The organism is Saccharothrix longispora (genome assembly GCF_030852425.1).
In the GTDB taxonomy this organism is placed as follows: domain Bacteria; phylum Actinomycetota; class Actinomycetes; order Mycobacteriales; family Pseudonocardiaceae; genus Actinosynnema; species Actinosynnema longispora.
This window is the reverse complement of the sequence record NZ_NSDM01000002.1, coordinates 201,472-214,672: the sequence shown is the minus strand read 5'-3', so window position 1 is coordinate 214,672 and position 13,201 is coordinate 201,472. Positions and strand designations below refer to the sequence as shown.

Annotated in this window: 11 protein-coding genes; 6 read left to right on the top strand and 5 right to left on the bottom strand. The window is 73.5% G+C overall.

What is annotated here, in order from left to right; translation table 11 throughout:
• Positions 1–32: 32 nt before the first annotated feature.
• From CKY47_RS06285 to CKY47_RS06265, 5 genes are all read left to right on the top strand, one after another.
• Positions 33–944 carry an esterase/lipase family protein gene (locus tag CKY47_RS06285; RefSeq protein ID WP_306744693.1) on the top strand — a complete coding sequence of 304 codons (912 nt, stop codon included), beginning with the start codon at positions 33–35 and terminating at the stop codon, positions 942–944.
• 62 nt (positions 945–1,006) lie between these two features.
• Entirely contained in the window at positions 1,007–2,344 is a 1,338-nt protein-coding gene (locus CKY47_RS06280) for a cytochrome P450 (RefSeq protein WP_306744692.1), read from the top strand.
• Between the two features lie 602 nt (positions 2,345–2,946).
• Positions 2,947–4,068, top strand: coding sequence for an alpha-hydroxy acid oxidase (locus CKY47_RS06275; RefSeq protein WP_306744691.1), 1,122 nt, complete (start codon positions 2,947–2,949; stop codon positions 4,066–4,068).
• Between the two features lie 50 nt (positions 4,069–4,118).
• Positions 4,119–5,909, top strand: a complete 1,791-nt coding sequence (locus tag CKY47_RS06270) for an AfsR/SARP family transcriptional regulator (RefSeq protein ID WP_306744690.1) — start codon at positions 4,119–4,121, stop codon at positions 5,907–5,909.
• Positions 5,910–5,941: 32 nt separating this feature from the next.
• Complete coding sequence (locus CKY47_RS06265) at positions 5,942–7,138, top strand: cytochrome P450 (protein WP_306744689.1); 1,197 nt, start codon at positions 5,942–5,944, stop codon at positions 7,136–7,138.
• Between the two features lie 24 nt (positions 7,139–7,162).
• Here the strand turns inward: CKY47_RS06265 and CKY47_RS06260 are convergent, their stop codons facing one another.
• The 3 genes from CKY47_RS06260 to CKY47_RS06250 are packed head-to-tail and all read right to left on the bottom strand — an operon-like array spanning position 7,163 to position 9,428.
• Complete coding sequence (locus tag CKY47_RS06260; RefSeq protein ID WP_306744688.1) at positions 7,163–8,197, bottom strand: CE1 family esterase; 1,035 nt, start codon at positions 8,195–8,197, stop codon at positions 7,163–7,165.
• Between the two features lie 2 nt (positions 8,198–8,199).
• Entirely contained in the window at positions 8,200–9,210 is a 1,011-nt protein-coding gene (locus CKY47_RS06255; RefSeq protein WP_306744687.1) for a pyridoxal-phosphate dependent enzyme, read from the bottom strand.
• Entirely contained in the window at positions 9,207–9,428 is a 222-nt protein-coding gene (locus CKY47_RS06250) for an MbtH family protein (protein ID WP_306744686.1), read from the bottom strand. Before CKY47_RS06250 ends, CKY47_RS06255 begins: the two co-directional genes overlap by 4 nt.
• Before the next feature lie 97 nt (positions 9,429–9,525).
• Here CKY47_RS06250 and CKY47_RS06245 point away from each other — a divergent pair, with 97 nt between their 5' ends.
• The gene (locus tag CKY47_RS06245) at positions 9,526–10,752 is read left to right on the top strand and encodes an MFS transporter (protein ID WP_306744685.1); all 1,227 of its coding nucleotides are present in this window, start codon (positions 9,526–9,528) and stop codon (positions 10,750–10,752) included.
• Between the two features lie 4 nt (positions 10,753–10,756).
• On the opposite strand, the gene CKY47_RS06240 is transcribed toward CKY47_RS06245, so the two are convergent.
• Positions 10,757–12,052: an aminotransferase-like domain-containing protein gene (locus CKY47_RS06240; RefSeq protein ID WP_306744684.1), complete on the bottom strand. Its 1,296-nt coding sequence runs from the start codon at positions 12,050–12,052 to the stop codon at positions 10,757–10,759.
• 18 nt (positions 12,053–12,070) lie between these two features.
• Positions 12,071–13,075, bottom strand: a complete 1,005-nt coding sequence (hppD, locus tag CKY47_RS06235) for a 4-hydroxyphenylpyruvate dioxygenase (protein ID WP_306744683.1) — start codon at positions 13,073–13,075, stop codon at positions 12,071–12,073.
• Positions 13,076–13,201 lie beyond the last annotated feature (126 nt).

Genomic DNA, 13,201 nt, shown 5'->3' with positions numbered 1-13,201 from the left:
GGACCCCCGCGTTCGAAGAAGGAGGCACACCCGTGTCCACCGAGTCGACCGAAACCCCCGCGCCCGTCCGCGCACGCCCGTCCGGCCCGCTGCCGGTGCCGTGGGACATGCGTGCGGGCGTGCGGGCCTACTGGACCCCCGGCAGGCCCCCGCCCGGCGCCAACGACCCCCTGTTCGGGCCCACCGAGGAACGGCCTCGCCCGGTGCTGCTCCTGCACGCCTTCATGTCCAACCAGTCGTTCAACTTCCAGGCGGGCGCGCCCTTCCTGCGCAACAACGGGTTCTGCGTGTTCACCATGAACTGGGGCAGGCCGAGGTGGGCCGGCCCGCTGGAGGTGCCCTGCAACGGCGTGGACGACCTGGCCGTCAGCGGCGTCCAGCTCGCCGAGGAGGTCGAGCGGATCAAGCGGCTCACCGGCGTCGACAAGGTCGACCTGGTCGGCCACTCGGGCGGCGGCGGCCTGCTGATGCAGTACTACCTCAACGTCCTGGACGGCCACACCAACGTGGACAAGGCGATCTCCATCGCCCCGTCCAACCACGGCGTGTCGTTCAGCACCATGACCTACGTGCTGCGCAACGCGTTCCCCCGCTACTACCACCTGATGGCGCGCAAGCTCTTCCCGCTGTGCGACCAGGGCGCGCCGGACTCGGAGATGATCGAGACCATCTACGGCAAGGGCGACACCCGGCCAGGCCCCACGTACACGGTGATCATGACCGAGCACGACCAGATCGTCACCCCGTACCACAAGGCGTTCCTCCAGGGCGACAACGTCACCAACATCCTGCTCCAGGACGGCTGCCCCGAGGACCTGTGCGAGCACGCGGGCATCGTCTACAACGAGCGCGCCTGGTTGCACGTTCTCAACGCCCTCGACCCCGCCAACGCCGAACCCGTGCCCGCCTTCCGCGTCGACCCGTACTTCCCCGGTTGGAAGTGACCGGGATTCCCGGGAACGCCGCGGACACCGACGCCCGACCACCTCGTACCAGCAGAGGAGCCATGGCCACTCCAGCGCCCTCGCCGACCGGCTCACGCCTGTTCGGCTCACTGTTCGAACTGCGCCGCGACTCCCTGGGCGTCCTGCTCAACGGGATGCGCGAGTGCGGGGACGTCGTCCGGTTCGTCGCCGGACCGCCCGGGCTGCGCCTGACGCTGCACGGCGTCTTCTCGGCCGAGGGCGCCCAGCGGGTGCTCGCGACCGACGCGGCGAACTTCCGCAAGGACAGCAAGACCTACGTCGAGGTCCGGGCGGCCTTCGGCGACGGCCTGTTCACCAGCCAGGACGACGTCTACCGGCGGCAGCGCCGGCTGATCCAGCCCCTGTTCACCCGGCGCAGGGTGGACCAGTACGCCGACGCCATGCGCGAGGAGGTGAGCACCGTCCTGCGCCGGTGGCGAGACCGGACCGACCGGGTGGTCGACCTGCGCGACGAGTCGACCAGGCTCACGCTGCGCGTGGTGGCCCGCATCCTGTTCGGCGCCGACGTCGAGGAAGCGGTCGGCACCATGCGGCACAGCTTCCCGATCATCAGCGGGAGCGTGGCCCGGCGCACCGTCTCGCCGATCACCCTGCCGCGCTCGTGGGACCGCGGGTACGTGACCGCCCACCGGCGCGTGCACGAGCTGTGCGACCGCATCATCGCCGAGCGCGCCGCGGACGGCCGCGACGAGGGCGACGACCTCCTCGGGCTGCTCGCCCGCGTGCGGGACGAGACCGGGGACCGGTTGGCAGCCTCGGAGGTGCGGGACCAGGTCCTGATCTTCCTGCTCGCCGGCCACGAGACGACCGCGACGGCGCTGACCTTCGCGCTGCACCTGATGGCCCACCACCGGGACGTCCAGGCCAGGGCCCGGGACGAGGTGGACCGGGTGCTCGGCGGTCGCCCGCCCGGCGCCGCGGACCTCGACCGGCTCACCTACACGACGTGGGTGCTCAAGGAGGCGATGCGGCTCTACCCGCCCGTACCCTCCATCGTGCGCAGGGCGGTGGACGAGGCCGAGATCGGCGGGTACCGCATCCCCGCCGGCTCCGACGTGTTCGTCAGCCCGTGGGTGACCCACCGCCACCCCGCCTACTGGCCGGACCCCGAGCGGTTCGACCCCGAGCGCTTCCGCCCCGAGGAGGAGGCGGGGCGCCCGAGGTACGCGTGGTTCCCGTTCGGACGTGGCCCGCGCGCGTGCATCGGCGAGCACTTCTCGATGCTCGAAGCCGTGCAGGCCCTCGCCATGGTGCTCCAGGAGTTCGAACTGGAGGGCGTGGACAGCGACGTCTCCCTCGACCAGGGGATGACGCTGCACGCGACCAGCCCCGTCCGCTGCCGCCTCTCACCGCGGTAGCCACCCCGGTCCGGCGGACCCGGAAAGCGCACATCCTACGCGAGGTCGAGCTACCCGTCGAATTGGTGTTGCGGAAAGGCGAACCGAAGGCCGCCGTTCCCCGCGGAGACCGGCGGGGAACGGCAAACGCATACCGTGACAAAAAGATTTTCGATTCACCCGGGTGGTCCAGTGGGAGGTGTCGAGTGCGTCGGGGATCGACTGCGGTCCGCTCGGCCCGCCGGGTGGGGGGCGGGTCGGGGATTGGGGAACGTCGCGTATTCCGATAAGTGTCAAGTGTTGTTGCACGAGCCGAGTGGATCTTCTCGCGCGCTGTTCACCTGCGGTTTGTCCCGTAGCAATGCGCGATGACCGCGCGTAGCGCCGTTCCGGCATTCGTGTCGAATGTTTGGGAAATGTGTCGGAACATGTTTATCGGACTGCGTCACCCGGCCGCTGCAACCTGGAACGCCTTGACAGGTGTATAGGTCGGCGATAACTTGAATTCGCCAGCCGAGAATGGGGCTCCGACATCGGGTCGCCCGGCGTGGCTTCAATCGACCTTTTCACCGCCTCCGTGCGCGTGAGAAGTGGCGTGTCCGACCGGCAGGAGGCCACGATACATGCGTGTCCGCAATCCCCCCGACACTCGCACGGGCGTCCCGGCGGACCTGGCGGAGGTGGAACGGCTCGCCGCCGCGCGACTGCCCCCGGACGTGCGCGACTTCATCGCGGGTGGCAGCGGCGACGAGGTGACGTTGGCGGCCAACCGCGCGGCGCTCGACGGTGTCGGCGTGGTGCCCAGGACGTTCGCGGGAGTCGAGGCGGCCGACACGGGCGTCTCGCTCGTGGGCACGCGGGCCGCGCTGCCCGTCGCCGTGGCGCCGATGGCGTACCAGTGCCTCGTCCACCCCGAGGGGGAGGTTGCGGCGGCGGCCGCGGCAGGTGCCGCCGGGGTCCCCTTCACCGTCGGCACGTTGAGCAGTCGGACGGTCGAGGAGGTCGCGAAGACCGGTGCGCCGTTGTGGTTCCAGCTCTACTGGCTGCGCGACCGCGGCCTGGTCGGGGAACTGGTGGCGCGGGCCGAGGAGGCCGGGTGCCAGGCCCTCGTGATCACCGTGGACGTGCCGGTGATGGGTCACCGGCGGCGGGATGTGCGCAACGGGTTCGCCCTGCCGGCGGAGGTCCGGGCCGCCCACCTCGTCGCCGGTCCGACCGAGGCGCACGAGCGTCGCGACGTCGGTTCCGGCGTCGCCGAGCACACGAGCGCGGTCTTCGACCCGACGCTCGGGTGGCGCGACCTGGAGTGGCTGCGGGCGCGCACGCGGCTCCCGCTGGTGGTGAAGGGCGTGCTCGACCCGCTCGACGCCGCCCGGTGCGTCGGCCTGGGCGCGTCGGCCGTGGTGGTGTCCAACCACGGCGGGCGGCAGCTCGACGGCGCGGTGCCCAGCGTCACGGCCCTGCCGCGCGTCGTCGAGGCGGTGGCGGGCGCGGGCGACGTGCTGTTCGACAGCGGCGTCCGCAGTGGGACCGACGTGCTGCGCGCCCTCGCGCTCGGCGCAACCGGCGTGCTGCTCGGCCGGCCCGTCCTGTGGGGGCTCGCGGTCGACGGCGAACGCGGTGTGGCGCGGGTCCTGGAACTGCTGCGCGCCGAGTTCGCGCAGGCCCTGCTGCTCGCCGGGTGCGCCGACGTCGACGCGGCCCGCCGACTTGCGACGGTGTCGACCGGGCGAGGTGCGCCCTGACCGCCACGAGGACCGTGACCGGAGCCGGGACGTGTGGTCCGGGGGACGAGATGACCGGGAAGCTGGAGTTCCTGCTGCTGGGGCCGCTGGAGGTGGCGGCCCGCGGGCGCAAGGTCCAGGTCGGGGGACCACGTCAGCGGACGGTGCTGGCGACGCTGCTGCTCAACGCCGACCGCGTCGTGTCGGTGGACGCGCTGGCCGAGACGATGTGGGGCGCCCGGCCCCCGTCGACCAGCCGGACCCAGGTGGCGATCTGCGTGTCCGCGCTGCGCAAGGCGTTCCGCGCGTGCGGCGTCGTGGACGAGGTGATCGAGACCGTCGCGCCCGGCTACGTGCTGCGGCCCGCGGGACACCGGCTGGACACGCTGGACTTCGAGGAGCTGGTGGACCTGGCCAGGGCGGCGGCCCGCCGAGGACGGGGCGAGGAGGCCGTCCGGCTCTACGACTCGGCGCTCGCGCTGCGCCGCGGACCGGTGCTGGCGAACGTGACCGGGGCGGTGCCGGAGCACATGTCCGCTCAGCTGGAGGAGAACCTGCTCACCGTCTACGAGGAGCAGGTCGAGCTGCGCCTGGCGCTGGGCGAGCACCGCTCGCTGGTCGCCGGGCTCGTGGCGGCGGTCGAGCAGTACCCGTTGCGGGACCGGCTGCACGGCCTGCTGATCACCGCGCAGTACCGCTCCGGCTACCGGGCCGCCGCGCTGGAGACGTTCGCGCGGTTGCGCCGCCGCTCGGTCGAGGAGCTGGGCCTGGAACCGGGTGCGGAGCTGCGCCGGCTGCACGAGCACATCCTGCGCGACGAGGAGCGCCCGGCGGTCGGGCGACCGCCGGCGCAGTTGCCCGCCGTGACGCAGGCGTTCGTCGGGCGGACCGAGGAGCTGGCGGTGCTGGACCGGCTGGCCGCCGCCGACGGGCAGGTGGGCGCGCCGCCGCTGGGTCTGCTGGTCGGCGGGGTCGGCGTGGGCAAGACCGTCCTGGCGGTGCGGTGGGCGCACTGCCACACCGACCTGTTCCCGGACGGTCAGCTGTTCGTGGACCTGCGCGGGCACGACCCGCACCACCCGCCGGCCGACCCCGCGACCGTGCTCGCGCACCTGCTGCACGCCCTGGGCGTGCCACCCGGGCAGGTGCCGGTCCCCGCCGAAAGACCCACGCTGTTCCGCACCATGATGGCCACCCGGCGGATGCTGCTGGTGCTGGACGACGCCCGCGACGCCGCCCAGGTGTGGCCCCTGCTGCCGAACACCGCCACCTGCCAGGTGCTGGTGACGTCGCGCAACCCCCTTCGGGAGCTGGTGGCCCGCAGTGGGACGGTGCCGCTGCGGCTGGGCAGCCTCGGGCGCGACGACGCGGTGGCACTGGTGCGCGGCATCGTCGGCGAGTCGCGGGCCGCGCGGGCCCCGGACGCCGTGACCGAGCTGGTCGAGCTGTGCGGGCGGGTGCCGGGGGCCCTGCTGGCCGCCGCCGCGCACCTGGCCAGCAAGCCGCACTGGGGGGTGCCGAGGATGGTCCACGAGCTGAACCGCCCGCGTCGCAGGCTGTCCGGCCTCGGCGGCTGCGGGCAGCGGCTGCGCGACGGGCTCGCCTCCAGCGCCCGCCGCCTGGACCCGGTGGCCGCCGACCTGTACCGGGCGCTGGGCGGGCTGCCCACACCGGAACTGACGTCGTGGACGGCGGAGGCGCTGCTGGGCTGCCCCGCCCCCGAGGCCGACGACGTGCTGGAGCGCCTGGTCGACGCGCACCTGCTCGAACCCGCGGGCTCCGGCGCGGACGGCGAGACCCGCTACCGGCTGCCCAGCCTGTCCCACGCCTACGCGGCGGAACTGGCCACGACCGGCCCGTGACCCGGCGAGGTCCACTGGAGAGGAATCGACCCGTGACCACAACCGAAACGCGCCCCTACCCCTTCGGCGACCCCGTGCGCCTGGACCTGCACCCCGGCTACGCGCCGCTGCGCGCCGAGCAACCCGCGCTCCGCGTCCGACTGCCCTACGGCGAGGACTGCTGGCTGATCACCCGCTACGAGGACGTCAAGACCGTGCTCGGCGACCCGAGGTTCAGCCGGGCCCGCGCGGCCGGGCGGGAGGAGACGCCGCGGGTGACGCCCGAGGCCGCACCCGCCGGGTCGATGCTCAGCATGGACCCGCCGGAGCACAGCCGGCTGCGCAAGCTGGTCGCGCGGGCGTTCACCTCCCGCCGCGTCCGCGAGTTCAGGCCGCGCACCCAGGAGATCGTGGACGGCCTGCTCGACCGGCTGGAGCGGACCGGACCACCGGCCGACCTGGTGGCGGGCCTCGCGCTGCCGCTGCCGGTGTCGGTGATCTCGCAGATGCTCGGCGTGCCGCCCGAGGACCACTACCGGTTCCGGGACTTCTCCGCCACGGTGCTGTCCACCACCGCGAACACCCGCGAGGAGATCGTGGCGGCGCGGGCGGCGCTGGAGGAATACCTCGGCGAGCTCGCGGACGAACGGCGGCGCGAGCCCGGCGAGGACCTGATGAGCGCGTTGGTGGCGGCGCACGACGACGACCGGCTCACCGACAAGGAGCTGACGCAGACCGGGATCACGCTGCTGGTCGGGGGGCACGAGTCGACCGCGAGCCAGTTCGCCTGCTCGGTGTACCTGTTGCTGGAGCAGCCCGAGCGGTGGGCGTTGTTGCGGGACGACCCGGAGCTGGTGCCCTCGGCCGTGGAGGAGTTGCTGCGCTTCATCCCCCTCGGCTCAGGCGGCGCGTTCGCCCGGATCGCGACCGAGGACGTCGAGCTGGGCGGCGTGCTGGTCCGCGCCGGGGAGGCGGTGGTGGCCAGCACCAACTCGGCCAACCGCGACGACCGGGTGTTCGACGACCCGGACGTGCTGGACCTCCGGCGCGAGCACAACCCCCACCTGGCCTTCGGCGGCGGGGTGCACGTGTGCCTGGGCGCCCAGCTGGCCAGGGGTGAGCTCCAGGTCGCGCTCACCTCGCTGCTGACCCGCTTCCCCGGGCTGCGCCTGGCCGTGCCACCCCAGGAGGTGCCGTGGCGGCAGGGCTCGTTGCTGCGCTCGCCGGCGGAGCTGCCGGTCACCTGGTGACGGAGGTCCGCCCGGTGACGGGGCTCAGTCGCCGAGCAGGAAGTCCACGACGGTGTCGGCGGCGGACAGTTGCCCGCTGGTGACGCCGACGGTGCTCGGGCGGTGCGGGAACGTGCCGCCCGGCCAGGTGTGCCCGCCCCCGTGCACGGTGATCGACACGACGCGCAGGCCGCTGTCGGGGTTGGTGCAGCTGTCCCGGCTGAGCGAGGTGCCGTCCGGCGTCGCGGTGGCGGGCAGCTCCTCGTGCCGCCGCTCGTCCGCGTCGCCGACCCGGCAGAACGCCTCGACGGTCTCGGCGGTGGAGAGCGTCGGCTTGGGCGGCTCCTTGCCGATCACGGGCGTGCCGGGGGGCACGTCGACGAGCCCGCCGATCGGGCGCAGCGGGTCGGCGTCGCCGTAGATCGACAGCACCGGGACGGGGCCGGTCGGCCGGACCTCGGCCGGGGGACCCGGCAGCTGGCCCGCCACGGACGCGACGGCGGCGAACCAGTCGGGGTGCTCGGCGGCCAGGCGCAGTGCCATGATCCCGCCCTCGGACAGGCCGACCGCGTACACGTGGTCCGGGTCCACCTGCGCGACGTCGGTCAGCTCGTCCACGACCGCGCGGGCGAAGTCCACGTCCGCGGCGGGGTCCGGGCGCAGCTCCGTGGGCTTCGGCGAGGCGCTCCAGCCCTCGTCCACGCCCTCCAGGTAGGCCAGGGCCACGCCCGCGGCGTCGGCGACGGCGTTCAGCCCGCTGTGCCGTTCCATCTCCTCGGCGGAACCGCCCTTGCCGTGCAGCACGAGCGCGAGCGGGCGGCCCGGGTCGTCGACGGGTGCGGGGGAGGCGCGCAGCCGGTAGGAGCGGGTCCGTCCGGCGACGCTGATCTCGCGGACAGTGGTGGCGGCGTCGGTGACGGGGCGGCGCTCGACTGGTCGGCGGGTCTGCTCGGCCACCGGGGAGATCGACGAGGTGGTGGGTGGCGGCGCGGCGGGCTCGGGGCCGGAGCAGGCGGCCAGCGCGACCGGGGCGACCACGATGACCAGGGCGGACGAGCACCGGCTCAGGAGTCCGATCATGGTCACCCAAGGTAGCAGGCGAGGTCCGGGTGGACCGAGGCGAACACCTCCCCTTCAGCCTTCCGTGTACTGCCGGTGTGCCAGAACAGGTACGTGCCGTCGGCATCGTCCACATCGGTCACCATGCGGTGGAACGCCTTGGCGCCGTAGCACTCGTCCACCTCCACGCCCGCCGCGTCGCGCAGCAGGCCGGCGGAGCGCTCGGCGTGCGGGTCGACCACGCCGTAGGGGGCGCCCTCGTGCCCGACGTGGCGGACGTGCTCGGGCCGAACGGCGTCGGCGGGACCGCCGAGCAGGACGGCCGCGTCGCGGGCGCGGCCCAGCAACCCGGGGCCGAACGCCGAGGGATTGCCCACCACGTCCACGGCCGTGACCTGGAACGGCAGGCCGGACAGCGCGAGGCCGGCGGCGATCCCGGCGGCCGTGAGGGTCGACGCGGCGGGCAGGTACACGCGCAGCGGCGCGGGCAGCGCGCGGGCCTGATCGGCCAGTTCCCGGCCGGCCAGCGCGTGCGCCACGCCCGCCACCGGGGCCGCGCCGCCGAAGGGGATCACGTGCGGCCGCTCACCGCGGCCGAGCAGCTCCGCCACGGCCGCGCGGTGCCGCTCCCGGTCCGGGTGGACCGAGACCCCGGCGGGCACCGGCTCCAGCCGGGCTCCCGCGCCCGCGGCCAGCCGCAGGTTCCGCGCCACGAGCGGGCCCGGCTCCTGCGGCAGCACGAGGGCGGTGACCCGGAACCCGAGGCGTTCCGCGTGCAGGGCGGTGGCCGCGACGTGGTTGGAGCCCGCGGTGCCCGCGGTGAGGACGGCCGTGGCACCGCCGGCGCGCGCGGCGCCGAGCACGAACTCCAGCGCCCTGGTCTTGCAGCCGCCGAAGACCGGGGAGTTCTCGTCGTCCCGCTTGACGAACACCCGGCGCGGGGCCACGCCGTCCACCGGTTGCAGCCGCGTGGGCGCGGTGATCAGCGGCACGCGGGGGAGCGCACCGGGCTGCGCGTCGCCCCCGGGCGTCAAGCCCGGTCCCCGGACCCGCGCAGCGCCTCGCGCAGGCTCAGGGGGCGCATGTCGGTCCAGTTCTCGTCGATCCACTCCAGGCACAGCTGCTTCGGCCCGCGCCGCCCGGCGGTCCGCCAGCCGTCCGGCACCGGCCGGTCGGCCGGCCAGATCGAGTACTGCTCCTCGTGGTTGACGACGACCTCGAATTCACCCGAGTCCTCGTTGTCTCCAAGCACGGAATACCTCCACACAGTCTTGTCGGCAATTCTAGTGAATGGTCTTTTCGATTCGTTATCATTGCCGCGCGCGCACCCCGCCGATAACATCCGGACAATGACGGTCACCCGGCGCGCCGAGCGGCTCGGGCTCCCCCGGATGCGCGGGCTCCACCGGCTGGCGGTCTCGGCCGCCGTGGACAGCCTGGGCAGCGGGTTGTTCCTGCCGTTCACCATCCCGTACTTCCTGGTCGTCTCCGACCTCGGCCTGCTCGCGATCGGCACCGCCCTCTCGGTGGCCGCGCTGGCGGGCGTGCCGGCCGGGATGATGGCCGGCCCGCTGGTGGACCGGCTCGGCGCCACGGCGGTCGTGGTCGGCTGCAACGTGCTGAGGGCCGCGGGTTTCCTCGCCTACCTGTGGGTGAGCACCCCGTGGCAGCTGGTGCTCGCCGCCGCGCTCGTCTACTGGGCCGACGGCGCCTGGCTGCCGGCGCAGGGGGCGCTCGTCGTGGACCTGGCCGGGCTGGACCAGCAACCCCGCTGGTTCGCCCTCATCCGGTCCACCCGCAACGCGGCCCTGGGGATCGGCGCGGTCGTCGCCTCCTCGATCGTCGGGTTCGGCGCCGACGGCTACCGGGTGCTGGCGGTGGCCAACGCCGCGAGCTTCCTGCTGATAGCCGTGCTCATCGGCACCTGGCCCAAGGCCAGGACGCTCGCGGGTCGGCGCGCGGCGGTGGCGCGACCGCGCCCGGAGGGGGGCTACCGCGAGGTGCTGCGCGACCGGCCCTTCACCCGCCTGGTCCTCGCCAACGGGTTCTTCGTGGTCGTCGTCTACGCGATCGTCCTGCTGGTGCCCGCCTACGTGGGGATCACGCTGCCCGGCCTCGCCTGGCTGCCGGGCGCGCTGTTCACCGTGAACACGGTGCTGGTGGTCCTGGCCCAGGGTCCCGTGGTGCGCTGGACGGAGGGACGGGTCGAGGCGGACGTGCTGCGGCTGGCCGCCGCGGTGTGGGCGACCTCCCTGGTGCTGCTGGGCACGGCGGCGTTCCTGCCCACCGCCCCCGCGCTGGTCGCCCTGTTCCTCGGGGTGGTCGTGTTCACCGCCGCCGAACTGCTGTTCGCCCCCACCAGTTCGGCGTTCGCGGTCCGGCTGGCGCCGCCCGGGCTGCGCGGGCGCTACCTCGGCACGCACCAGTTGTCCTGGGGCGCGGCCATGGTCGTGGCCCCGGTGCTGTTCACCGGCCTGCTGTCGCTCGGCCCGGCGTGGCCGTGGCCCGCGCTGGTCGCCTGCTGCGCCGCGGGGTGGCTGCTGCTGGGCGCGGCGCGTCGACCGGCGCGGGCGTGAGGGGTCAGCTCCGGCCGAGTTGCTCGTCGACGAACCCGACCAGCCGGTCCAGGCCCCGCTCGACCTCGTCCGGGGTCAGCAGGCTGACCGACAAGCGCAGGTGCGGCAGCGGCCGGCCGTCGCCGTGGAAGTGGTGCATCGGGGTCCACAGCACGCCGTGCTCGCGGGCGGAGTGGTCGAGCAGCCGGTCGTCCACCGGGAACGGCACGGTCAGCACGATGAAGAAGCCGCCGGCCGGCGAGTTCCAGCTCACGCCCCGTTCCGCGGCGTCGGGCATCCGGGCGGCGAGTCCGCCGAGCACCTGCGCGCGGTTGCGGCGGTAGACCCCGATCTCGCGGAGGTTGGCCTTGGTCAGGTCGAACCCGTGCTCCAGCAGCAGGCCGCCGATCAGCGCCTGGCCGATCGGCGGGGTGTTCACCGTGACCATGCTCTTGATCCGGGAGAGCTGGTCGGCCAGCGGCCCGGTCCGACCACCGCCGAGGTCCACCGGCTGGTCGGCGACGACGTAGCCGACGCGCGCGCCGGGGAACGCGGTCTTGGCGTAGGAGCCCAGGGAGACCACGCGCTCGCCGCCCAGCGCCTTCAACGTGGGAGGCCGCTCGTCGGTCGCCCCGAAGAGGCGGTAGGGGTTGTCCTCCAGCAGGAGCAGGTCCTCCTCGGCGGCCACGCGCAGCAGGGCGCGCCGCACCCCGGCGTCCAGCGTCGCCCCGGAGGGGTTGGCGAAGTCGGGCACCAGGTACAGGGCCCGCGGCCGGAGCCCCTCGGCCCGCGCCCGCCGGGTCCGCGCCACCAGGTCGTCCAGGTCCACGCCCGCCGGCCCGTCGCGCACCGGGAGCACGGGCATCTCCACCAGCCGCGCCGCGCCCGTGATGCCCACGTACACCGGCGACACGGCCAGCAGCACGTCCCGGGGGTCGGCGCGCAGTGCGCGCAGCACGAGCAGCATCGCCTCCTGGCAGCCCACGGTCACCACGATGGACTCCGGGTCCACGTGGACACCCTCGTCCACGGCCAGGTTGCGGGCGATCAACTCGTGGACGATGCCCTTCGTGCGGCCGTATTGGAACAACGCCCGGCGCGCCCGCACGGCGTCCATGCCCCGTTCCCCCACCAGGTGGCGGTGGAAGGTGCGCAGGTGGCGGTGGAGGTCCTCGACGTCGAAGAACCCCTCGTAGGGCCGACCGGGGGCGAACGACACGGCGTCCGGGTGGCGGTTGGCGATTTCGTTGAGGAACTCCATGGAGGTCAGCACCGGGTCGGTCAGCGAGCCGTGCAGGTCGTCCAGGCGCAGCGGGTCCACCGTCGTGCTCCCGCGCGCTCAGCGGGCGGTCCTGCTGTGCTCCGCCTCGACGGCCTGGTAGAGGGCCTTGATGTTGCCGCTGCCGAAGGTGCGCGCGCCGGCGCGTTCGATGATCTCGAAGAAGAACGTGCCCCGGGGGTGGGTGGACCGGGCGAAGATCTGGTAGAGCTTGCCGTCCTGGTCCTCGTCGACCAGCAGGTCCAGTTCGGCCAGTTCGGCCGCGGAGTACCGGGTCAGCTCCAGGCGGTCCACCAGTTGGTCGTAGTAGGCGGCGGGCGTGGTGAGCAGTTCCACGCCGCGTGCGCGCAGTCGGCGGACCGAGTCCACGATGCCGTCCGTGGCGAAGGCGATGTGCTGCACGCCCGCCCCGCCGTGGTTCTTGAGGAAGTCGTCGATCTGCCCGGGCTTGCGCGAGGTGTCCGGCTCGATGAGGGTGAGCGTGACCCCGCCGGACGTGCTCTGCACGACCTTGGAGTTCATGGACTGCGCCCCGACGACGATCTTCTCCTCGAAGACCATCCGGAAGTCCAGCACCGTCTCGTAGAACTCCACGGTCGGGGCGAGCCGGCCCGCCTCCAGGCAGACGGCGAAGTGGTCCAGCAGGCGCAGACCGCCGGCCGGGGCCGGACCGCCGCCGGGCGTGCCGCCGGGACGCTCGACGAAGGTGTGCACCACGTCGCCGAACCCCATGATCGTGGCGACGACCGCGTCGTCGACCACGGCGGGACCGGCCACCGGCCGCGCTCCCCGGCGCACCGCCTCGGCGAACGCGGCGCGCGCGTCGGCGACGCCCAGCGCGATGTCGGCCACCCCGTCGCCGTGCACCTTCACGTACGCGGCGGCCGGGGTGTCGTCGGTGACGGCCTGGGTGAACACCAGGCGGATGGTGCCGCCGCCCACCGCGACCGAGCGCACCGACGACGTCTCCGACGTGCCGAGCGCCGCCAGCCCGTACTTGTCGACGAGTTCCCCCGCCGCCCGGTCCGCGTCGCCGACGTAGAACACGGTGTGGTCGACGGTCATGCCTTCGAACGCACTGCCTGCCTGTGCCGCCATCACGACCCTCCAACTGTGGAATCGTCTTCGACGGCATTTATAGACGGCCTGCTTATCGATTCGTTTTCACATTCACGGATGGCGATAAGGAAT